We start from the raw sequence: 23,268 nt of genomic DNA, 5'->3' as shown, positions 1-23,268 counted from the left end.
CTTTGATAGTGGCTACTGTTTATCGAAGTAGCTGTCTGACTTCTCAATGCTTGTGCTTTTGAGAAGTCTAGTCAGCCTTGCGGGGGCAGTACTACGAAATCTTTGTTGCACATGAGATTTCTGTACTGCTCCCAAAATCCGCCAATGCCACCTTACTGTAAAAGTAAAATCAAGCATTGGCTAGTTGAGGCGAGCCCCTGGGAAAGCGAGGGTAAGTTCAGCAATCACAAAGACTGTACGCGAATCAAGTTCCGCAAATCTTCACCCTAAAAGCTTTAATGTATATTCAAATGTCAGCACCAAGAATTGAGATAAAGAGAGGATATGAATCATGATGAAAAATTTAAAGTGGATTGCCATGTGTGTTGTTTTTTTACTCGTACTCGCAGCTTGTGGCAACTCAAAAGCATTAGAACAGAAAAAGGAAGACAAAAATCTTACATATGCCACATCTAAAGATATTGGGGATATGAATCCACATGTATATGGGGGTTCGATGTCAGCACAAGGGATGGTCTATGAATCACTCGTTGACCATACACAAAAAGGGATTGAACCTTTATTAGCTGAATCTTGGGATGTATCTGAAGATGGTAAAACATACACGTTCCATTTGAGAAAAGGTGTGAAATTCCAAGATGGGACGCCTTTTAATGCGGAAGCTGTGAAAAAGAACTTTGATGCGATTCAAGCGAACAAAAAGTTACATTCTTGGATTAAGTTATCAACATTAATCGACCGTACAGAAGCAAAAGATGAGCATACATTTGTGATGACTTTGAAAGAGCCTTATAACGCAACATTAGAAGAACTTTCAATGACACGTCCTTATGTTTTTGTCTCACCTAAATCATTTAAAGATGGCGGAACGAAAGATGGCTTGAAATCTTATGTCGGTACAGGGCCATACACATTGAAATCTCATGACAAAGATGAGCAAGCGACATTTGAACGCAACACAGACTACTGGGGTGGCGAGCCTAAATTGAAAACAATCGTTGCCAAAGTATTGCCTGCTGGTGAAACATCATTTTTAGCATTACAAAAAGGCGAAGTGAACTTTGCATTTACGGATGACCGCGGTACAGACAATATCGACAATGAAGCGATGAAAAAATTGACGGACAATGGCGATTTCCAATTGAAGCGCAGTCAACCGATGAATACGAAAATGATCGTCGCAAACTCTGGTAAAAAAGACAGTCCTGCACAAGATAAAGCAGTGCGTGAAGCCTTATGGTATAGCGTAGATCAAAAACGTATCGCGGACAAAATTTTAGATGGTACTGAAAAGCCCGCGTCACAATTATTTTCGAAAAACGTGCCTCATGCGAATATTGATTTACCGAAACGTGATTTTGATTTGAAAAAAGCAGCAGCGTTACTCGATGAAGCGGGATGGAAACAAGCTGACAAAGGTGAAGTTCGCGAAAAAGACGGTCAAAAGCTTGAAATGACCCTTTATTATGACAACCATTCAAGCTCACAAAAACAAGAGGCCGAGTTTATCCAAGCGAAAGCAAAAGAAATTGGCATGGCATTGAAAATTGTAGGCGAAACATCTGATAAAGTAGCAGAGCGTCGTACATCAGGTGACTATGACTTACTGTTCAACCAAACATGGGGTCTTCAATACGATCCACAAAGTACGATTTCTGGATTTAAAGCAGATACAGGTTATAAAGCCGCTGTTTCAGGCATCAAAGAAAAAGACCAATTATTTGATGACATCGATACAGCTCTACAAACACAAGATTCAAAAGTACAAGAACAAAAATATAAAGACATTTTAACAACGGTGCATGATGAAGCGATCTTTATCCCGATTTCTCATGGGGGTATGACTGTAGTGGCACCGAAAGATTTAGAACATATTTCGTTTAAACAATCACAATACGAATTGCCATTTGAACAAATGGATTACAAATAGGGTGGTTCATCGATGGCATATCGTGTGATGAAACATTTGTTACTGATGATACCGTTGTTGATCGTCATTAGCTTTTTGACTTTTGCATTAACGCATTTATCCAGTGAAGATCCAGCTGTCGTCATTTTACATGCACAAGAAGTACCAGACATTACGCAAAGTTTAATCGAACAAACGCGTGCCAAGTACCATTTAGATGCGCCGTTCCTCGTACAATACTGGGAATGGCTGCAATCTGCGGTACAACTTCAATTTGGTCATAGTTTCGTGACTGGCGAAGATGTCGGTTTGAGACTTTGGCATGCATTTTTTAATACGTTGAAGTTAACGTTAATTTCAAGTGTGGCGATTATTGTATTGTCATTGTTGTTCGGTATTTTGACAGCTTTGTTGCGTGGCACATGGTTTGATCGTGTGACACGGACGACGGCTTTCGTATTAACAGCGATTCCATCTTATTGGCTCGCTGCGATATTAATTATTTTCTATCGGTCAAATTGAATGCATTACCAACGTCAGGTTTAACAGGTCCTGAAAGTTATGTCTTGCCAGTTGCTGTGATTACGCTCGGTTATACTGGAATTTACTTTAGAAATGTCAGAAGTGCCGTTATTCAGCAGCTTGATCAAGATTATGTGTTATATATGCGTGCCATGGGTGTTCCGATGTCACAACTTCTCATCTATGTGGCGCGTAATGCAATGCAAGTCGTCGTTTCAATATTTTGTATGTCGATTCCTATTATTTTAGGAGGTTCTGTCGTCATCGAAAATGTATTTGCGTGGCCGGGTATGGGTCAACTGAGTGTAAAAGCCGTGTTGGAACAAGATTTTCCAATGATTCAGGCATACGTCCTTATCGTTTCGGTACTGTTTATCTTGTTTAATACATTGGCAGACGTGATTAATATGTGGCTGAACCCGAAATTAAGGGAGGAGCGTTAACATGATCGTTTTCCAAAGATTATTAAAAGATAACGGCGCGAAATGGGCGTTAGCGATAATTGCGATTTATATGGTGCTTGGGATATGTGCGCCGATTGTGACGCCATACGACCCGAATACGGTGAACATCGATGACAAGTTTGCCGGTATGTCATTGGCACATTGGCTCGGGACAGATCATTTAGGCCGAGATATTTTAACACGGTTGATTTTTGCGATACGTCCGAGCTTTTTACTCATTTTGTTTGCATTAGCATGTTCCGTATTGATAGGGACACTGCTCGGCTTTATTTCAGGCTATTTTGGACGTTGGGTCGATGCACTCGTGATGCGTATTTGCGATGTGATGTTATCATTTCCCACTTATGTCATGACACTCGCTTTAATCGGTGTGCTCGGAATTGGTTTGAAAAGTATTATCGTCGCATTGATTATTACGCGTTGGGCATGGTTTTGTCGTATTATCCGGACGAGTGTGATGCAATATCGCAATTCAGATGATGTGAAATTTGCACGTACGATTGGTCTGTCACATTCGCGTATTATTATGACGCATATTTTGCCGCGAACTTTAGCGGATATCGCTATTATTTCGACGAGTTCTATGGTGTCGATGATCTTACAAATTTCAGGGTTTTCATTTTTAGGATTAGGCGTTAAAGCACCGACAGCAGAATGGGGCATGATGATGAATGAAGCGCGTAAAGTGATGTTTAGTCACCCTGAGTTGATGTTTGCGCCGGGTATTGCGATTATCGTCATTGTGCTTGCGGTCAACTTTTTATCCGATGCACTTCAAATCGCGATTGATCCGAAATTGTCACAACAACAAATGAAACAACGTATTAAGAAAGGGTGGATATAATGGCAGAACAAGTCATGCGTGTGGAAGATTTAACGCTCATTGACGGTCATACGAATCATGTCCTCGTCCATCACTTTAATTTGACGTTACATCGTGGTGAAGTGGTTGCGATTATTGGTGAAAGTGGGAGCGGTAAATCTATGACGTGTAAAGCACTCCTTGGACTCAACGACCGCAATATTCGTATGAGCGGTGAAATTTGGTTCCAAGGAGAAGCGTTGCATGATGCCTCTGAAGCAGACTTTCGAAAAATTAGAGGACGTCGTATTGCGATGATCATGCAGCAAGGTGCGACGGCATTTAACCCTTCATTTACTGTCGGCGCCCAGTTGAAAATGATGTTGAAGCAGCACCGCCCCATGGCACCACAACAACAGAAAGAGACATTGCAACACTATTTTGACATGCTCGGTTTACGAGATTTTGAGCGTATTTTAAAGTCATATCCGCATCAATTGTCAGGTGGGATGTTGCAACGGTTGATGATTATATTGGCACTCGCCCTCCAACCTGATGTGATTATTGCAGATGAGCCAACAACAGCGCTCGATGCGATTACACAATATGAAGTGATTGAAGAATTGCGTGAAGTGAAGGAAAAAATCGGTTGTGCCATGCTGTTTGTCTCTCATGATTTAGCAGTGGTGAAATCGATTGCGGATCAAGTCATCGTGATGCGTCATGGTGATGTCGTTGAGGCAGGTCCAGCGCATCAATTGTTCACACAACCTCAGCATACGTACACGCAGTTTTTGATTGCATCACGAGATCGTGTGACGCGTTATTACAAATCATTGCGAGGTGATGCGTCATGTTAGAAGTCCAAAATGTCACGAAATCTTATCGAAGTGGTGCTAGAAGGCAAAAACGACAAATTGTGAAACAGGTCAGTTTTCAATGCCAAAAAGGACAAAGTATTGCGATAATAGGAGAAAGCGGTAGTGGTAAGTCCACATTGGCGCGCATGATATTAGGTATCGAAAAGCCAGATTCAGGGACAGTACTGTTGGATAGTCAACCGGTCTGTCGTCGTCACGCCCGTCTCGGCAAAATGAGCGTCTTATTTCAAGATTACAAGTCTTCACTTCATCCGTATTTTAATGTGCGACAAATTTTAAATGAAGCGCTCAGTCAATGCGATACGCCTGTTGACGATAAAGAGGCACACATGACGGCGTTGCTCGAACGTGTCGGTTTAAGTGCAGCCTTTTTAAACAAATACCCTCAAATGATGTCTGGAGGAGAAGCGCAACGTGTCGCCATTGCGAGAGCAGTTATCACGAATCCAGACTATATTGTATTAGATGAAGCGATTAGTGCGCTCGACATGTCGATTCAATCGCAAATTCTTGATTTATTAATTACGTTGAGAGACAAATATCAGCTCAGTTTGATTTTCATTACACATGATATTCAAGCAGCAGTCTATTTATGTGAAGATTTGATTATTTTTAATGACGGTCAAATTCAAGAACGCTTAAATAGACATCAGTTAAAAGACCTTCAAAATGACTATACACGTGAACTTTTTGAAAAACAATTTATGAACTAGGAGGTTATGATATGAAAGGTGCACTCGCTTGGCCCTTTTTGAGATTGTACATCCTCGCACTTTTTTTCTTTAGTGCTAACGCTATTTTGAACGTCATGATTCCGTTACGCGGACATGATTTAGGTGCAACCAATGCGACAATCGGTATCGTCATGGGGGCATATATGTTAACGGCCATGCTTTTTCGTCCATGGGCAGGGCAAGTGATCGCCAAAGTCGGCCCAATCAAAATATTAAGATGGATTTTAATCATTAACGGCTTTGCGCTCATTTTATATGGTTTTACAGGTTTAGAAGGTTATTTTGTAGCACGTGTGATGCAAGGGGTATGTACAGCCTTTTTCTCCATGTCGTTACAAATTGGGATTATAGACGCGTTACCCGAAGAAGATCGTTCACAAGGGATTTCCTTATATTCACTCTTTTCATACATACCGGGTATTATCGGTCCCATGATTGCAGTGGGCATATGGCAATTGGATCATTTGAGCTACTTCGCGTTGACGATGATCATTATTGCAATCACAACGGGTATCGTCGGTTTTAGTGCGACACTTCATGGTCAAGATGATGCTGATACAGCGCCAGCTCAACCAGAAAAGATGCCATATGGTCCAATGACAGTGTTTTTACAATTGTTTAAAAATCCGTTTTTATTGAAAGCAGGAACGATCATGCTTGTGGCTTCAATCGGATTTGGAGCAGTGGCGACGTTTATCGTGCTGTACGTGAATACCTATCAAGTCGGTCACGCGAGTCTATTTTTAGCCGTACAAGCCGTTACAGTGGTATTTGCACGTTTCTTTTTACGTCAATACATGCCTTCAGATGGACGATGGCACGTTCGATTTATGTTAGGTGTTCTCGGATTATTAACTGTCGCACTTTTCTTCATTGCGGTAGGTCCTTATGTCGGTGCGTGGATCCTTTATATCAGCGCAGTCATGATTGGCCTCACACAAGCGATGGTTTATCCGACATTAACGTCATTTTTAAGCTTTAAATTACCAAAAGTGGGACGGAATATGTTACTCGGTCTCTTTATCGCAACGGCTGACTTAGGTGTCTCACTTGGGGCTGCATTAATGGGGCCTATAGCAGATATGGTAGGCTATGCGAATATGTATCTCATTTGCGCGATTTTGATGGCATTGATTACAATTATGAGCATTGAGAGAAGACCGCAGTTTATAGAAAAATAGTACAAAAAATGAACAGGCTAGGGACCTCACTCATGTGTTCCCAAGCCTGTTTTTCACTGACAGCAACTTGTGCAATCAGTTCTCGAACATGTCGTGACCTTACTACAAACGTTACTTTGTATCAAATTTAATATTATATGATAAATCGGAATTCACGATATCGTTATCCATGACGCCATGACATTGATTGTGATAATTCAATGGCTGCTTAGAATCCTGCCATACTTCAAAACTTTTACGGTCATCCCATAATGAAATGACGACATAATGATTTTGTGGGTCTAAAGGTCTTAAAATACGTAGTGATATGAAGCCATGTACATCATTCAACGCAGCTGTGCGACTGAGAATACGTTCCTCAAAAGTTTCACTGTGATTCATATCTACTTTAATGTAATTTAAAACACAAAAATGGTGCGGTGCCAGTTCGCCTGTTGCTTCTATAGCAGTATATGTTTTGGCGTCATTATTTTTATATATGGTCACTGCCGTCCCATCTTCTTCAATTTGATAAAGAAGATCTTTGTGAGAGAGTAACATGCTTTATACCTCCTTATACTTAATTTATTCTTACCCTTTATCTCACAGGTTAATTGCGAAAATTAAATTATTGACAAATTATATATGACAATTTCTAAATTCAATTTAAAAATAAAAAGTGATTGATAAATTAAAAACCGCTACATGTAGGTATGTAGCGGTGAATTTATAGCATATTCAAAAGTATAAGGTGAAACGAGTGGATTAAAAATTTTGAATGTCACAGTTTATGAGTTCCATTTTAATGTGTATGTGCACTTGCTTGTTCTTTTCGTTCGACCGCAATACTCCATAATAGAAAGCCAAGTCCGATTAATGTGAGCAATGGTGCAATTAAACTTAAGCTAGCGATAGGGAGTGTACTCACAACGAGACCACCAATCAAAGCACCTAACGCATTGCCAATGTTAAAAGCAGATTGATTGAGCGTACTTGAAAGTGTCGGTGCGTCTTGGGAAATAAGCGTACTTTTGTATTGTAGCGATGGACTCATACTAAAGCCGATAAAACCGAAAAGAAAGACACCGATAATCATTAAAATCGGATGGAATTGAATGAAATATAGCAGTCCGAAATATACTGAGAATGTGATGAAAATGCACATTAAAGCTTTGTTTAAATTCCAATCTGCAAGCTTGCCACCCACAATATTGCCAATGGTGACACCGATCCCGAATACAATTAAGATAGATGAAATGTAACGTTCAGGAATATGCGTGACATCAATGAGAATGGATGAAATATAAGTAAAGTAGGCGAACACACTACTAAAACCGAACAGTGTCACCCCGAGTGTTAGCCAAAGCTTCTTTTCTTTTAAAATGCGCAATTCATCTTTAATGGAAGTGGTACGTGTTTCTTTTTGCATCGGTACAAAAATCATAATGCCGATGAGCGCAATGACGCCAATCACAGCAATCATTAAAAATGTCATGTGCCATCCGAGTTTTTGTCCAATCAATGTACCAAAGGGCACCCCGAGAATATTGCTCAGGCTGAGACCCATAAACATTAATGCCATCGCACTTGCACGATACTGCCTTGCGACCATACTTGCAGCTAGAATAGAGCCAATGCCGAAAAACGATCCGTGCGCGAGTGATGTGACGATACGACTAAGCATGAGTGTCGTGTAATTCGGACTGAGACCACCGAGAATGTTACCTAAAATAAAGATGCTCATCAGTAGCATTAATAGTGCTTTACGGTTAAGACGGAAAGTCAACATCACAACAATAGGTCCTCCAATTGCGACACCTAAAGCGTAACCGGTAATCAATTGTCCTGCTTGGCTCACAGATACATTTAAATCATGAGCCACATCAGGAAGTAAGCCCATGATGACGAATTCAGTCATACCAATCGCAAATGCACCAATCGTTAACATCCAAATGGCAATCGGATACTTCTTCATAATGGATCCCTCCTGTTTTCATTTATTTTCATAACGGTGATTATACACACGCCACTTTTTCAATACAACCCTTTTGCAAGAAGTCTTAATATTAATATAAATGTAGAAAAGGAACATAATAAGGAAGTGCATTTGAGAAAGACATTATTGAAAAGCAGGATATAAGAGTTGGATGTTTGACGTGCACGTTTAATCTGGATATAGAAGTGGAAAAAAGACAAGGTTAAAACGATGATATAGAAAGGGGTGTCGAGATGATTAATATCATTTCTGCAATAGGTTCGATAGGGACGTTTGTGATGGCATTATTCTATTTTATTTCCGTCACTGTGCAACTGTATCAAATGAAAATGAGTTTTTTGCCTGCACTTGGATTTAACCAAATTTTGATGACACGTGATGGAGAAAAGTTAAAACTTAGAAATACCTCATCATATGAAAAAGAAAATAATCAATGGGGCGATGATTATTTGAAATTATTTAACCTCGGTGCGGGTGCTGCGAAACAAATCAAGATAGAAGTGTACTTGAATGAAGCAGATGTGTTACAGCACAAGTATGTCAGTATTTTACCGAGCAAAGAAAGTTATCTGCTCCCGATTAATCAAGACGTCTTTAACGAATTAGACCGCACCATTGGGAATAATGGCTACGAGTCAAACCTCCAAATTAAAATTCAATATCGACATAATGTAAGTCGTAAAGTACAAACTATTTACTTACAAGGCCATATTGATAGCTTCAATCGTTATGATGAAAGTTCCGTCTATGAATTACAATTTATCCAACCAGAAAACGCAAATACAAAAGAATAGTGTGAAATGTGCAAGGGGAGTGCGTCGTTTAAGAGGTATACCCTTGTATTTTTATGCATTCAAAAAGCACAAACACTGTTGAAATCACAAATGATAACATCGGTTTGTGCTGAGTCGTATGCTACAACAGCTTAAATTAATGATGCTGTTTTAATTTCCAAGTACTATATTTTCTCAAAATGACATCAAAAGCAAGATGAAAAGTGACGAAACTAGAATTGTCCACTTGGTTAAATAAGCGAAAAGGTGTGCTATGGACATAAATATTAAATGTGGCATGTTGTGCTAATGCGTTGTCTTGAAGTGTCGTCACGCTAATAAATGAAAGCTCTCGAGTTTTGATGGATTTGATGACTTCTTCAAATCGTTTAGTATCACCGGATAGTGAAATAATAATGAGTAATTCACGAGGCGACATCATATCAATGGCGTGTAAAAGTTCTAGTTCGTTTTTCAGGACAACAGATTTTTTGTGCAATGCGAGAATTTGACGTTGTACATCCTGTGCAACGGATTGCTGCGCTGTACCCGTACCATAAATGTAAATAAATGGTGCTTCATCAATACGCTGGTTCAGGTTCGAAAAGTCGATGTGATTGAGATGCTTCATCGTTTGTTGAATATCGTGTTCAAGTAGCGCGAGGGTATCTTGCGGTAATGCTTCCTTTTGATAATTGAGTTTAATATATGTTTTTAACTCGCTATAACCATCAAATCCTAATTTACGACAGAGACGGTGAATAGATGAAATGGATGTGTGTGAAGCTAATGCTAATTCTTGTATTTTCATTTTTTTCATGTCATCTATATGGTCGTGAATGGTTTTGATAATATGTAAATCATTGTCGTTCAACTGGTCGTAATACGTGTTTACAAATTGATCTAATAACACCCCAAACGCCTCCTGAAAATATTTTCATCTCTTGTAAATATAACCCAATCGTACTATGCGGTTTCAAAAAGTGTCAAACGCATTCCAAAATGTAAGCGCTTCAATTATATTGAGGCTAGATGAAATGCATCGTTTGTCGACACAGTTCATCAAATGAAACAAATGAAAAGATTAGAAAGATTAAAAGTAATTTAGAGAGGTCATACGTGTTGATATATAACAACGCGATATCAATTCACACATCTTCTAATCTGATGGAGGGATATTTGCTCATGAATGCAATCAAACGTTTTGGGAGTGCGATGATTGTTCCGGTAATTCTATTTGCGTTTTTCGGTATTGTTGTTGGGTTAGCGACACTATTTAAAAACGAAAATATTATGGGAAGCATTGCGGCAAAAGGGACAACGTGGTTTAACATTTGGAGTGTGATTGAGAGTGGTGGGTGGACAATTTTTACTCACATGGAATTAGCTTTTGTGATTGGTTTGCCTATCTCATTAGCGAAAAAAGCACAAGGGCGTGCAACTTTAGCCGCATTGATGATTTATCTCGTATTTAATAATTTCATCAATGCCTTACTGACGATTTGGCCAGATGTGTTTGGTGTTGATTTAAGCAAAGGGGTCGAAAATGTTACGGGCGTTAAAACGATTGCAGGTATTCCGACACTAGATACAAGCATTATCGGTGCCATTTTGATCTCAGCGATTGCGATTTGGATACATAACCGTTTTTACGATCAAAAGTTGCTTGAAATGTTAGGGATTTTCCAAGGGCTCACATTTGTTGTCATGATCGGCTTCTTTTTGATGATTCCAGTTGCAGTGGCGACAGCATTTATATGGCCATACGTTCAAGTAGGGATTAAATCATTACAAGGCGTGATGTTACATTCAGGCCTCATCGGTGTATGGTTATTCCACTTTTTAGAGCGTATTTTAATACCAACTGGATTGCATCATTTCATTTATACACCATTTGAGTTTGGACCAACTGCTGTAGATGGTGGTTTGAGACCTTATTGGATTCATCATCTTAATGAATTTTCTAACTCAACGAAATCATTAAAAGAACTTTATCCATATGGTTTCTTATTACAAGGGAACATCAAAATGTTTGGATTGCTTGGTGTCGCATTAGCAATGGTGTTCTCAACGCCAAAAGCGAATAGAAAGAAAGTCATCGCATTGGTGGTACCAGCTTCGTTAACTGCGATATTTGCTGGAATTACAGAGCCATTAGAGTTCACATTCTTATTCATCGCACCATATTTATTCGCGATTCATGCAGTATTAGGTGCAACAATGGTGACATTAATGAATGCGTTCGGTGTTGTTGGACTGATGGGTGGCGGCTTGATTGAGATTGCTGCGACGAACTGGATTCCATTATTTGGTAATCATGCAAGTGTTTATATCGCGCAGTTTATTATCGGCTTTATTTTTACAGCTATTTATTTCGTGACATTTAAAGATTTGATTGAAAAGTTTGATATTCCAATTCCAGGGCGTAAAGGCGATGAAGGGGCTAAGTTGTTTACGAAAAAGGATTATCAACAAAAGCAACAAAATCAAAGTGTGTCCAAACAGGTGTCAGGTGAAAATGAATATGACCAAAAAGCGACTTACTATTTAGAAGGTCTCGGTGGCAAAGACAACATTGTAGATGTAACGAACTGTGCGACACGTTTGCGCTTAACCGTGAAAGACCCCGATTTAGTAAGAGAAAGTGACTACTTTACGCATGAACAAATGGCTCATGGATTGGTCAAGAGTGGGCGTAGTGTTCAAGTGATTGTTGGAATGAGTGTGCCACAAGTAAGGGATTACTTTGAAGAAAAGTTAGAAAAAGAGGAGGAAGTATAAAATGAAGAAGTTTAATATTACAATTGCAGGTGGAGGAAGTACGTTTACGCCAGGGATTATTATGATGTTATTGGATTATTTGGACGAGTTTCCAATTGATACAATCAAACTTTATGATAATGACGAAGCACGTCAAAAAACAATTGCAGACGCATGTGAAATCATTTTAAAAGAGCGTGCGCCTGAAATGAAACTGATTGCCAGTGTGGATCCAGAAGAGGCGTTCACAAATGTAGATTTTGTCATGGCACATATTCGAGTTGGGAAATATGCGATGCGTGAATTAGATGAAAAGATTCCATTGCGTCATGGTGTCGTGGGTCAAGAAACGTGTGGACCTGGTGGTATTGCATATGGTATGCGCTCTATCCCAGGTGTACTTGAACTCGTGGACTATATGGAAAAATATTCACCAGATGCATGGATGCTCAACTATTCGAACCCTGCTGCCATTGTAGCTGAGGCAACGCGCAAATTACGTCCAAATTCTAAAATATTGAATATTTGTGATATGCCGATTGGAATTGAAGAACTTATTGCGAAAAATTTAGGTCTTGAATCACGCAAAGAATTTGAAGTGAATTATTACGGGTTAAACCACTTCGGATGGTGGACAGATATTCGTGATAAAAAAGGAAATTCATTAATGCCTGAAGTGATTCGTCATGTCAGTGAGCATGGTTATGCGACAGATGGAAGTTCTGAATTAGAAAAGCAAGAAAGTTGGAACAATACACTTAAAAAAGCGCGTGATGTCCAAGCTTTAGATCCACATACAGTGCCGAATACGTATTTGAAATATTACTTCTTCCCAACACAAGAAGTAGAACATTCAAATCCAGAATATACACGTGCGAATGAAGTGATGGACGGCCGTGAAAAGTTTATTTTTACGCAATGTCAAAATATCATCGACAAAGGTACAGCGAAAGATACGGAATTAACGGTGGATGAGCACGCGTCATACATTGTAGACCTTGCAAAAGCAATCGCATACAACACGAAAGAGCGTATGTTGATGATTGTGGAAAACCAAGGATCAATTATTAACTTTGATCCTACAGCAATGGTAGAAATCCCTTGTATTGTAGGTAGCAATGGCCCAGAAAAGTTAGTCGTTGGCGAAATTCCACGATTCCAAAAAGCGTTAATGGAACAACAAGTCGGTGTTGAAAAACTTGTCGTAGAAGCATATGAAGAGGCGTCATATCAAAAACTATGGCAAGCGATCACATTATCGAAAACAGTACCGAATGCGGCAGTTGCTAAAGCGATTTTAGATGATTTAATTGAAGCAAACAAAGCGTACTGGCCAGAATTAAAATAAGCATAAAAAAGGAAGTCTGAGACAGTTAAATTTGTCAGACTTCCTTATTCAAATTTTCCACTATAAGTATTCTAAGTATTGGGATAACCTACTTTTCTCTACAGCCTACTTTGGTTTTGATAGGCGAGCAAGGTGTATATGGTCTCCAAATGTGGTGTGTCCAATTGATGGGCTTTGGCGCGTTGATAGATGTAACCTTGTATCGCATCTACTTCTAAAGGTTGTTGATTCATTGTATCGTAATACATACTGGTTCCCATTTCATCCGGATAGCCTGCATAAATATTCATGATTGATGTGACGAAATCTGCATCAAAATGTATCCCTTCCGCACGTGCCACTTGTTTTCCTTCTACTAACAACTGTCGGCAAAGTTTTGCCATTCGTTCATCTTTCAGTACACGGGCAGTATCACGTCCGAGTGCAGTGACAGTATTAATACCGAGATTGACAATTAATTTATACCAAATCGCTTGTTGAATATGAGGTTCTAACACAAGTTCTAACTTTGTTGATGAGAATATTTGAGCCAGCTGTTCTGTGACGATATCAGATTGGATGTGCAGTTTGTAGTCTCTGAAATGTGTGACATGACTGCCTTTTTTCTGACCACTCACATAAACGACGGCTTGATAGGCGCGATAATCTTTCAATTGTTCGAGCATACCGTAGCCATTTTGTGCGAGAATAATGGTCGTATGATTGTCGGTAAGTTGAGGAAGTGCAGACATCACAGTGGCCAATTGATGTGTCTTCACAGCGATGAAAATGACATCAAAGGTTTGTGTGACTTCTTGGAGTGCACTCACGGTGAATGTGCGTGTTGTCTGATCTGCATAATCTTCAAATGTTAACGTTTGATTTTGGCGACCAAGCAGCGTGACGTCATGTCGATTGGACAAGGCATACGCGATAGAAGTTCCCACTGCACCTGGGCCGATAACAGCAATTCGAGTCATAGAATATCACCTTTCTTCCATTACAGGATAGGGTTGGATAACGTTAATGAATATGCTTTAATTTATTATGTTTTAGAAAAGTTGTAAAGTATAGATTACGGATAACTGAGAATTATACAAGTTTATATAGAAACAATTGTTCAAATACTTTTCATAATTAAAGGCAGCATTCCACAAAAATAAAAAAATCAATGGAAAATTCAGGTGACTTGATTTACTATTGATATAATAAAAATTAAAGGGTGAAAGAATTGAAAACTTTAAATCATATTCAACAAATGAAGCGTGACGGTGAAAAAATTTCAATGGTGACCGCTTATGATTTCCCAAGTGCGAAACAAGTTGAAGAGGCCAATATCGACATGATCTTAGTGGGAGATTCACTAGGGATGACGGTATTAGGATATGAAAGCACAGTCGATGTGACACTTGAAGATATGTTACATCATAGCCGTGCAGTTCGTCGTGGTGCGCCCAATACATTTGTTGTTGTCGATATGCCATTTGGTTCGGTAGGTATCGATGCCAAAACAGATATTGAAAATGCGATTCGTCTTTATAGAGAAAGTCGTGGAAATGCGTTAAAAGTAGAAGGTGCACATTTGACTGACTTTATGACACAAGCCACACAAATGGGGATTCCGATTGTTGCACACCTTGGTTTGACACCTCAAAGTGTCGGCGTGTTAGGCTATAAAATGCAAGGTACAACGAAAGAAGCGGCACAACAACTGATTGAAGATGCTCAAGCAGTGGAACGTGCGGGTGCGATTGCATTAGTGCTTGAAGCCATTCCGAGTGATCTCGCGCAAGTGATTTCAGAAAAATTAACTATTCCGGTCATTGGTATCGGTGCAGGTAAAGGGACGGATGGCCAAGTATTGGTGTATCACGATATGTTAAATTATGGTGTGGATCGTCATGCCAAATTCGTGAAACAATATTGCGATTTATCAATTGGTATCGCCGCGTTAGAAAAATATAATGAAGAAGTGAAAACAGGTGCTTTTCCATCTGAAGCATACACATACAAAAAACAAATTATGGATGAGGTAGACGCATGACACAACGTATAACATCCATTCAAGAGATGCAACAACTCGCAAAACAATTTCATCGTGAAGGCAAGTCCATTGGTTTTGTACCGACGATGGGTGCATTACATGACGGGCATTTAACGATGATGCGTCAATCGATTCAAGAAAATGATGTGACAGTCATCAGTGTATTTGTGAACCCACTGCAATTTGGTCCTCATGAAGATTTTGATGCTTATCCACGTCAAATTGATGAAGATGAAGCGATGGTACAACAAATCGGTGTGGATTACGTCTTTTATCCCTCAGTAGAAGAAATGTATCCAGGCGAACTTGGCATTGATGTGACGGTCGGCCGATTGGCAAAAGTACTAGAAGGCGCGTTACGTCCAGGTCATTTCGATGGTGTGGTGACAGTCGTGAATAAGTTGTTTAACATTGTTCAACCTGATGTCGCATACTTTGGCAAAAAAGACGCACAACAACTCGCAATCGTCGAACAAATGGTCCGTGATTTTAATCACCCCGTTAAAATTGTCGGTGTCGATATTGTGCGCGAAGCAGATGGACTGGCAAAAAGCTCAAGAAATGTTTATCTGACAGCTGAAGAGAGACAAGAAGCGGTCCATTTACGTCAAAGTTTAGCACTCGCGGAGTCGTTATATGATGCGGGTGAGCGTGAAAGTAGCGTCATTATTGATAAGGTGACACAATACTTAGAGACCCACACCAGTGGACAAGTTCAAGAAGTTGCAGTATACAGTTACCCCGAATTAAGAGCGCAAGCACATATAGAAGGACGTATTTTTATATCATTAGCCGTGAAGTTTACCCAAGCCCGGTTAATCGATAACATTATTATTGGAGATGAAATAGAAAAATGATAAGAACTATGATGAACGCAAAAATTCATCGTGCACGTGTCACAGAAGCGAACTTGAACTATGTCGGTAGTATTACGATTGATCAAGATATTTTAGATGCAGTTGATATTTTGCCGAACGAAAAAGTCGCAATTGTAAACAATAACAACGGTGCACGTTTAGAAACATATGTCATTGCTGGTGAACGTGGCAGCGGTAAAATTTGTTTAAACGGTGCAGCAGCGCGTCTCGTACAAGTTGGCGATGTCGTGATTATTATGACATATGCACAGTTGGATGAGACGGAATTAAAATCACATTCCCCTAAAGTGGCAGTGATGAATGAGCACAATGAAATTATCGAAATGATTCAAGAAAAAGAAAATACAGTGATTCTTTAAATTTTTAATGCATGCTATACACTTTCGCATGCGTATATATCATTATTGAATTTGTCGCGTTGGTTCGCACTGTTAAAGTACAGTTGACACTTTGGGAGAGTGTGACCCACTGGCAAATGATAAATCAAAAGCGTCTCCATATAAAAAGGAGGCGTTTTTTTGTAAAGGTAGCCAAAATCAGTAGGTCGGTAGTGGCCGGTGTGTGTTGTTAAAAATGTAATGCTTTGATACATAGTTAGAAATATCAATAAAAATAAGAGGTGTGAGGATGTTCGTACATTTTAATAGCATTTTACTTGGAATCAGTTGTTTGATTGCGGTGTTGTTAAGTTCATTCATCATTAAAAGGTTGCACGTTCACATCGCAATCAAAGTGGTCATTGTTTCAGTTATGACTTTAATTTTGTTCATCGCAATTTACGGTATTTTCTATTTATTGCTATTGAGATAACATCGTCTCATGAGAAGAACGCTTAACGCAACTTGTCAACACAGGATTATTGATAGGTTGCGTTTAGGCGTCAATAGCTTATATGATGAGTTAGCGATTTTTTGAAGAGAATCCCCACATGACGAAATAACATAGAGCAACCACAATAAAACTGATGATGCCTAACAATATGGAGTAAAAATCTGCTGTAAAAGGTTTGAAATAGCTAGCGGAATGATATGTGTTAATGAAAAGATGGACGCATAAAAATGAAATAAGCATACCGATAACCCTACTGATGACTAGCGTATAACTATTTTTCAAACCATTTTTAAAAATAGGGTAGCTGATCAGTACAGAAATAATGATGTAGGGGGTGTAACCGAGCAATGAATGTAAGTGATAGTCTATGTACATGGCTATAAATTCTACAGGAGCGAGTGGAATCAATACATACGAGATTTTAGATTTCATGAAGTATGCACCTCTAATGTGTTTATATGATTTAATTGATATCTTATTTTGACACAAAACAGAGGCAATCGCATGTGATTACCTCTGTTATCTATATCAAATAGTGTTTTTATAAATCTATTGTAATTTTTTGGATTTTATTGACGTCTACCGTGTCGCTCATACGGTGTGGTTGTAACTTTTTATCTAATTCTAAAGTCATGATGTCTTTATCTTCGTCGCCTATTTTGATGACAATTTTGTCGTTACTTGAGCCGTTTTTGTATAAGTCATATTTATTGATAAGCATTTGACGAAGTTTAAAGTCTAATTCTTTTAAAGACACTTCTTCTTTGTTAATAGAAAGTTCGTTTGTTGTAGCTGTTGTAGGTATCCCATAACTTTCTCTATTAATTACAATATCAGGATTTTTCACATTATCGTGATATGTTACTTTATTCGTTTTAGTAATGCCGCCAATTGATTGCGTCTCGGCGCTTCTATCTGTTCCCTCTCTTACTACAAAAAGATCTAAATTAGGATATTCTTTATCTTTAACGTTATATTTAGATAAGTCACTTCCATCTAATGAAATTGACACTAAAGTTTGATCAGGTGTTACTACACTAAGTTTTTTATCTCCTTCTCCATAGCCTGTAACGTTATGGTATTTAAAAGGGGTTTGAGAGTAATAATCCTTTAGCGCTTTCGTTTGAGAATTAATGACTTGAATATCTTCTTGTTCAGCCAATGCTGCGGCATGACTTTGAAGACCCACGCCTGTTGCTAAAATACCTACCGCCAAGCTAACTTTTAGAATTGTTGATTGCTTCATGATGATTCTTCTCCTTAATATGTTGTCATCTAAAGTGTGTCATTAAAGACTTTTTTATTATATAGAGATACTAGGAATTTTAATATTAACTATTTTTTAAATGATTATTAACTTATATGTTAAAAATTTAATAAGTAACCCTTATTTTAGTTTTGACACTTAAAATAAGGGTTTTTTGAGTGCGCCCGGCATGGGTAACATCTTGACGGTGAAAGTCCGTTACAGGCTTGGTAGTAGGAACTGTTAGCGAAAGACAAGGGTGTCCATTGCGAAGTGGAATCTGAAGGAAGTCGGACGCAAACACTCGCACTGACGAACAGAAATATCATACTAAGGCTATGTAGAATGGATGAATCTGCTCAACAAGATGAAGTCCGATACTATCCGAGTTCTATATAGTAAATGATGCGGTGACATGAGTAGAAAGAGGTTACACCTTACCCGGGGAGGTCTCATCAGCGGTATCTCAACCGTAGTAACAACGAATGATGAGAAGTCAGCAGAAGTCATAGTAGGGAAAATGTACCGAAGGACTGAACAATATTCAATACAAAGTAAAGATTGGAGGTTATAGATTTACGACGTGCAGAATACGGTCTTAACCGGCAACTTATGGAAGGATAAGTAGTGGAACGAAAAAAGAATACATAAGTGTGTACAGTAAATCTTAGGTGAAATGAAAGAAATGTATCGTAAGTCTCCATCACTGATGGAGCTTGTTGTAAGACCAAACAACATAGAAAAAGCTATCAAGAAAGTTAAGAAAAACAAAGGTGCTCCTGGAATTGACGGCATGAAAGTCAGTGAACTCCACGCTCACTTTGTGCAGTACTTTTCGCAGATAACGAAAAAACTGCTTGATGGTTCATATAAACCTCAAGCAGTTCGAAAAGTTCAAATCCCCAAACCAAATGGGAAAATGCGTGTGCTTGGTATTCCTGTCGCTAGAGACAGAGTGATACAACAAGCCATTAGACAAGTGATTGAACCAGGCATTGACCGAACATTTTCGAATCACAGCCATGGTTTCAGACCTAATCGTAGCACAGGAACAGCACTTAAGCAATGTGCGTCCTACTACGAAGAAGGCTATAAAATAGCTGTGGACTGTGATTTGAAACAGTGCTTTGACATGTTGAATCATGATAAGCTCATGTATTTGTTCGAACGCCATGTTCAAGATAAGTCAATTTCAACATTTATCCGTAGAAGTCTACAAGTAGGTGCCATTGACCTATCTGGCGAAGTCGCAGAAAGAAAGATAGGTGCACCACAAGGGGGCGTTATCTCTCCCTTACTATGTAATATCTATCTACATGAACTGGATAAAGAACTCGAAAAGCGTGGACATCGTTTTGTACGCTATGCAGATGACTTTGTCATCTTTGTACGCACAAAACGTGCAGGCGAACGCGTAATGTCGAGTGTAACGAAATTCATTGAGAAGCAACTGAAGTTGGTTGTCAATGAAGATAAAAGTAGAATAGGAGCAGTTACACGTTTAAAGTTTTTGAGTTGTCTAATAACCAAGGTAAATGGGGTTTGTCGTTTCAGACCGACTACGGAAGCAAAAAGAAATTTAATACGCGCCTTAAGGAAAATAACGAAACGAAATAGACCCGGTACCTTTAAAGATATTATCACTGAAATTAACCAAGTGACACGAGGTTGGATAAATTACTTTGGTAGAGGTTTTATCAGAGGATTTATTGAAACCACGCAATCTTGGTTAAACCGCCGTCTTAGACAACTCATACTTAAACGGTGGAAAAGAGTAAGAACCAAATATAAGATGTTGCGCCAATATGGTCTTGACCATAGAAGTGCGATGAAAATCGCACAGTCTCGCAAAAAGTACTGGCGATTATCAAACACGCACGAGGTTCATCGTGCACTTACAACAAAACAACTCTACAAGTGGGGGCTGATACCATTAGCCCAGCTTGCAGAGCTGGCTTACGCAAGATATTGAACCGCCGAGTACGGAACCGTACGCTCGGTGGTGTGAGAGGACGAATAGTCAATTAATGACTATTCTCCTACTCGATTCAGTTGATATTAAATTTTATTGACCATTGTAAGCTTTATTAATCATTTTGTTAAAGCGTTTTTGATGCGCGTCACTTAATGTGTTCACTTTTTGTTGAGCCGCAATTCGGTCTTGGTAACGATGTGTATCTACATATTGGTTCACTAAAGATTCAGCTTCTCTGACATGGTTACGTCGAATGGCACGTTTTTCTCTTTCTGTGTAACCAGATGTGTCACTTTGGCTGAAACCGTATAAATAGCCTGACTTTTCGAAAGTTGTCGATTCATCAATATCAACGACATGGCTTTCTGTAATCGTTTCAGTTTCTTCGGCTGCTTGCTGAGGTGCCTCTGATGGTTGATCTTGTTGTAAATCTGAAGTTGCTGTTTGTTCAGATGCTTCAGGTGTACTTTCTGCTGGTGCTGTTACTGCGTCAGTTGTTTGTTCACCAGTGACTGTTGTTGAAGATTGAGCGTTGCGACCTTGAAGCTCTTCAAATACTGTTTCTTCCGCCGTTTGTGGTGTAACAGTCATTGGTGTATGTACTGTTGTTTCAGTATAAATCGGTTGTTGTGGTTTTGCAGTTTGTGGTTCTTCAATTTCTAAACTATTGACTGATGGTTGTGCAACTTCTTGATGACTAGATTGAGATGTTGCCTCAGCAGTTTGTTGTTTTTGAGCTCTTGGATGTCTTAAATTCTCGTTTTCCTTAGCTTTTTTAGCATCATCTCTAAGTTTCGCTTTTACTGCTTCATCTTTTTGGTTATAAGCTGTTAAAACAGGAATTTCTTTAGGACGCGCTAAATCAATTTCTTCAAAAAATTCATCAATAATCGTCTCTAGGTCTTCTGTTTTTCTATCTAACATACGTTTATTAACTGCTCTTTTTTCTTTACGCTCATAATTTAAGTTGCCGATGCTCATATCGAGTTTATTATATAAATTGTCTCTTGCATCAACATCGTCAGTAAATGTTTGTCCTAACATTAAAATTTGATTTTCTAAGTCATTTAATTTTTGATCTGCGTCATTTTGCTCTTGACTATCAAAAGTTTTTAAATCAGAGTATTTTGCATTCAATTTTTGTATTTCTTTTGTAAAATCAATTTTATTTTCTTTTAATGCGTCATAAACTGCCTCATATCTTTGATGGGTTAATCCTATGACATTAGCCGGTATATCTTCGTTCTTTTTTTCTTTTGCTTTCTTTATTTTTTCTTCTTGTAAAAATTGGTTCATGGCGTCCATTTCAGCCATAAAACGTTGCTTATATTTTTTAACTGCTTCGTCGTATTCTGGTTCATCATATTTTTCATAACCATGAATGCTTAATCTATAAATTAAATTTTCTAAGCTCTCTTTATATTGTTCAGTTGTAACTGATGATGCATTACTTCGATCTTTAAGCGATAAAGCTTTAGAGGTATATGGGTTTTTCTCCCCAGTAACTATGGCAGATGCTTCTCCTCCAACTAAAAAGTGAGAAGCGAGAATGGCACTCGCAGATAAAACAAGCAATTTCTTTTTCATTAATCAATCTCCTTAATATGAATTTATTTATAATCACAAATTTACTTTTAATCTCCCAATTAATTAATTTGCGAGTTTTGATTATATACCAGTTTGAAATTAAGAGAAATTAACTCGGAATTAATTGATGTTAAACAAATTCTTACGGTGATTTAATAATTGATTAAGAAATGATGTGTGAAACTTTATTTGATACGAGTTAATGATTGGCATGATTACTTGAATTTCAGTCCAACAAAAAAACGGAAAGCTCAAGTTGATGAGCTTTCCGCTATTTTGATTTATTCATTAACATCCATGCCATCGCGCCAAGTGGAATACAACAATTTGCCACCTTGTGCTTTGTATTTTTGGTTATCTGCACCGCGTTCGAATGGTTGTGCTTCTAAAAATTCAATTTGAGGGGAAACGTTCAATTGCTCGGCATACCAAGCTGCCCATGTTTCGCCATCAATCGGTTCGTCATCTGTCACATTGTAAATACCTGCTTCAAAATTGAGCGCTTTGATGGCTGCTTCAACCGTGTCATCAATATGCACGTAAGAAGTGATACCTTTTGATAATTGGACGTTGCCTTCTTTAAATTGGTTATAAATCATACCGTCTTTACCAAACCATGTGCCAGGTCCATACATCATCCCGTAACGTAAAATGACAGCATGTGCTAAACGTTGGCTTTCACCTTCTACACCGATGACACCATCAACTGTAATTTTACGGTCGCCTGATGAATTTGTATCGAGTGGTGTTGTTTCAGTCGCTAACGTATCACCTGGTTCATACATAAACGCTAAACTTTGTGAAATGATATGTTGCACGTCGTATTTGAGTGCGCTGTCTACAAGGTGACGTGTTCCTTCAACGCGCACTTTCGTATTCGCGGCCATATCCACATTTTTTAAATCTGTAATTTGATGCATGATCACTTCTGGTTGAAATGCTTTAATCGCAGCTTCAATCGTATCGGGTTCTAAAATGTTACCGATAAATGCTTGAGCACCGACTTTTTCTAAACGTGCTTTCCCATTTTCTGAAGTGGTAAAGCCCGCGACGTCATGTCCTTCTTGAATTAATCTTTCTGTTAAGCGCATCCCGATTAAGCCTGTTGCACCTGTTACAAATATTTTTGTCATTTTTATATACTCCTTTATTGGAACTTCTTTTGAATGATGACATATTGAGTGACAATTATCAAAACATATGTTCGTATTTATTTCCTTTTTTTGCATTTTTAAACTGATATGAAATAGAACAACTGCAATTTTTTATGACGAATTATTGACAATAAATAAAAAAAATAATGGACGAACCGATTTTTGATTGTCAATTTCTAATTATTATGACATACTTTTATTTAATTAGTATGACACATTAAAAGG

General features: G+C 38.6%; 21 protein-coding genes and 1 pseudogene. 14 read left to right on the top strand and 8 right to left on the bottom strand.

Going from position 1 to position 23,268, the window contains the following annotated elements; all coding sequences use genetic code 11:
- Window positions 1-331 precede the first annotated feature (331 nt).
- From cntA to cntE, 6 genes and pseudogenes are all read left to right on the top strand, one after another.
- Entirely contained in the window at window positions 332-1,930 is a 1,599-nt protein-coding gene (cntA, locus tag CD138_RS05270) for a staphylopine-dependent metal ABC transporter substrate-binding lipoprotein (RefSeq protein WP_019168636.1), read from the top strand.
- A 12-nt stretch (window positions 1,931-1,942) separates the two neighbouring features.
- Window positions 1,943-2,874, top strand: a pseudogene (opp1B, locus tag CD138_RS05265) (nickel/cobalt ABC transporter permease).
- Window position 2,875: 1 nt separating this feature from the next.
- On the top strand, window positions 2,876-3,739 hold the full coding sequence (gene cntC / locus CD138_RS05260) for a staphylopine uptake ABC transporter permease subunit CntC (protein ID WP_019168635.1): 864 nt from the start codon (window positions 2,876-2,878) through the stop codon (window positions 3,737-3,739).
- Window positions 3,739-4,557 carry a staphylopine uptake ABC transporter ATP-binding protein CntD gene (gene cntD / locus CD138_RS05255; RefSeq protein ID WP_019168634.1) on the top strand — a complete coding sequence of 273 codons (819 nt, stop codon included), beginning with the start codon at window positions 3,739-3,741 and terminating at the stop codon, window positions 4,555-4,557. Before cntC ends, cntD begins: the two co-directional genes overlap by 1 nt.
- Window positions 4,551-5,291, top strand: a complete 741-nt coding sequence (locus CD138_RS05250) for an ABC transporter ATP-binding protein (RefSeq protein ID WP_019168633.1) — start codon at window positions 4,551-4,553, stop codon at window positions 5,289-5,291. The genes cntD and CD138_RS05250 overlap by 7 nt, the downstream gene beginning before the upstream one ends.
- 11 nt (window positions 5,292-5,302) lie before the next feature.
- On the top strand, window positions 5,303-6,493 hold the full coding sequence (gene cntE, locus CD138_RS05245; RefSeq protein WP_019168632.1) for a staphylopine family metallophore export MFS transporter CntE: 1,191 nt from the start codon (window positions 5,303-5,305) through the stop codon (window positions 6,491-6,493).
- Window positions 6,494-6,604: 111 nt separating this feature from the next.
- Here the strand turns inward: cntE and CD138_RS05240 are convergent, their stop codons facing one another.
- Window positions 6,605-7,033: an antibiotic biosynthesis monooxygenase family protein gene (locus CD138_RS05240; protein WP_019168631.1), complete on the bottom strand. Its 429-nt coding sequence runs from the start codon at window positions 7,031-7,033 to the stop codon at window positions 6,605-6,607.
- A gap of 241 nt (window positions 7,034-7,274) precedes the next feature.
- A complete protein-coding gene (locus CD138_RS05235; protein WP_019168630.1) occupies window positions 7,275-8,447 on the bottom strand; it encodes an MFS transporter in 1,173 nt (390 codons plus the stop codon).
- A 254-nt stretch (window positions 8,448-8,701) separates the two neighbouring features.
- Here CD138_RS05235 and CD138_RS05230 point away from each other — a divergent pair, with 254 nt between their 5' ends.
- Entirely contained in the window at window positions 8,702-9,262 is a 561-nt protein-coding gene (locus tag CD138_RS05230) for a hypothetical protein (protein ID WP_019168629.1), read from the top strand.
- A gap of 136 nt (window positions 9,263-9,398) precedes the next feature.
- On the opposite strand, the gene CD138_RS05225 is transcribed toward CD138_RS05230, so the two are convergent.
- The gene (locus CD138_RS05225) at window positions 9,399-10,154 is read right to left on the bottom strand and encodes a MurR/RpiR family transcriptional regulator (protein ID WP_019168628.1); all 756 of its coding nucleotides are present in this window, start codon (window positions 10,152-10,154) and stop codon (window positions 9,399-9,401) included.
- A gap of 272 nt (window positions 10,155-10,426) precedes the next feature.
- Here CD138_RS05225 and CD138_RS05220 point away from each other — a divergent pair, with 272 nt between their 5' ends.
- Both CD138_RS05220 and CD138_RS05215 read left to right on the top strand, forming a co-directional pair.
- Window positions 10,427-12,022: an alpha-glucoside-specific PTS transporter subunit IIBC gene (locus tag CD138_RS05220; protein WP_019168627.1), complete on the top strand. Its 1,596-nt coding sequence runs from the start codon at window positions 10,427-10,429 to the stop codon at window positions 12,020-12,022.
- A 1-nt stretch (window position 12,023) separates the two neighbouring features.
- Window positions 12,024-13,349: a 6-phospho-alpha-glucosidase gene (locus tag CD138_RS05215; protein WP_019168626.1), complete on the top strand. Its 1,326-nt coding sequence runs from the start codon at window positions 12,024-12,026 to the stop codon at window positions 13,347-13,349.
- Window positions 13,350-13,447: 98 nt separating this feature from the next.
- Here the strand turns inward: CD138_RS05215 and CD138_RS05210 are convergent, their stop codons facing one another.
- Window positions 13,448-14,308, bottom strand: coding sequence for an oxidoreductase (locus CD138_RS05210; protein WP_019168625.1), 861 nt, complete (start codon window positions 14,306-14,308; stop codon window positions 13,448-13,450).
- Window positions 14,309-14,559: 251 nt separating this feature from the next.
- Here CD138_RS05210 and panB point away from each other — a divergent pair, with 251 nt between their 5' ends.
- The 4 genes from panB to CD138_RS05190 all read left to right on the top strand — a co-directional run bounded on the left by panB (window position 14,560) and on the right by CD138_RS05190 (window position 17,060).
- Window positions 14,560-15,372, top strand: a complete 813-nt coding sequence (panB, locus tag CD138_RS05205) for a 3-methyl-2-oxobutanoate hydroxymethyltransferase (protein ID WP_019168624.1) — start codon at window positions 14,560-14,562, stop codon at window positions 15,370-15,372.
- Window positions 15,369-16,229 carry a pantoate--beta-alanine ligase gene (panC, locus tag CD138_RS05200; RefSeq protein ID WP_019168623.1) on the top strand — a complete coding sequence of 287 codons (861 nt, stop codon included), beginning with the start codon at window positions 15,369-15,371 and terminating at the stop codon, window positions 16,227-16,229. The genes panB and panC overlap by 4 nt, the downstream gene beginning before the upstream one ends.
- Window positions 16,226-16,609 carry an aspartate 1-decarboxylase gene (panD, locus tag CD138_RS05195; protein WP_019168622.1) on the top strand — a complete coding sequence of 128 codons (384 nt, stop codon included), beginning with the start codon at window positions 16,226-16,228 and terminating at the stop codon, window positions 16,607-16,609. The genes panC and panD overlap by 4 nt, the downstream gene beginning before the upstream one ends.
- 268 nt (window positions 16,610-16,877) lie before the next feature.
- On the top strand, window positions 16,878-17,060 hold the full coding sequence (locus tag CD138_RS05190) for a hypothetical protein (RefSeq protein WP_019168621.1): 183 nt from the start codon (window positions 16,878-16,880) through the stop codon (window positions 17,058-17,060).
- Window positions 17,061-17,150: 90 nt separating this feature from the next.
- Here CD138_RS05190 and CD138_RS05185 read toward each other — a convergent pair whose 3' ends face one another.
- Both CD138_RS05185 and CD138_RS05180 read right to left on the bottom strand, forming a co-directional pair.
- Window positions 17,151-17,513, bottom strand: a complete 363-nt coding sequence (locus CD138_RS05185; protein WP_081583087.1) for a hypothetical protein — start codon at window positions 17,511-17,513, stop codon at window positions 17,151-17,153.
- A 109-nt stretch (window positions 17,514-17,622) separates the two neighbouring features.
- Complete coding sequence (locus CD138_RS05180) at window positions 17,623-18,327, bottom strand: exotoxin beta-grasp domain-containing protein (protein ID WP_019168620.1); 705 nt, start codon at window positions 18,325-18,327, stop codon at window positions 17,623-17,625.
- Between the two features lie 685 nt (window positions 18,328-19,012).
- Here CD138_RS05180 and ltrA point away from each other — a divergent pair.
- A complete protein-coding gene (ltrA, locus tag CD138_RS05175) occupies window positions 19,013-20,299 on the top strand; it encodes a group II intron reverse transcriptase/maturase (RefSeq protein ID WP_096559462.1) in 1,287 nt (428 codons plus the stop codon).
- A 93-nt stretch (window positions 20,300-20,392) separates the two neighbouring features.
- Here the strand turns inward: ltrA and CD138_RS05170 are convergent, their stop codons facing one another.
- Window positions 20,393-21,889 (bottom strand): coagulase domain-containing protein, encoded by a 1,497-nt coding sequence (locus CD138_RS05170; RefSeq protein ID WP_019169028.1) that lies wholly within the window; start codon window positions 21,887-21,889, stop codon window positions 20,393-20,395.
- Window positions 21,890-22,170: 281 nt separating this feature from the next.
- Complete coding sequence (locus CD138_RS05165) at window positions 22,171-23,022, bottom strand: NAD-dependent epimerase/dehydratase family protein (RefSeq protein WP_019169027.1); 852 nt, start codon at window positions 23,020-23,022, stop codon at window positions 22,171-22,173.
- Window positions 23,023-23,268 lie beyond the last annotated feature (246 nt).

Source organism: Staphylococcus intermedius NCTC 11048 (genome assembly GCF_002902385.1).
Classification (GTDB): Bacteria; Bacillota; Bacilli; order Staphylococcales; family Staphylococcaceae; genus Staphylococcus; species Staphylococcus intermedius.
Note: the sequence above shows the minus strand (reverse complement) of the source record. Positions and strands in the feature narration are given on the sequence as shown.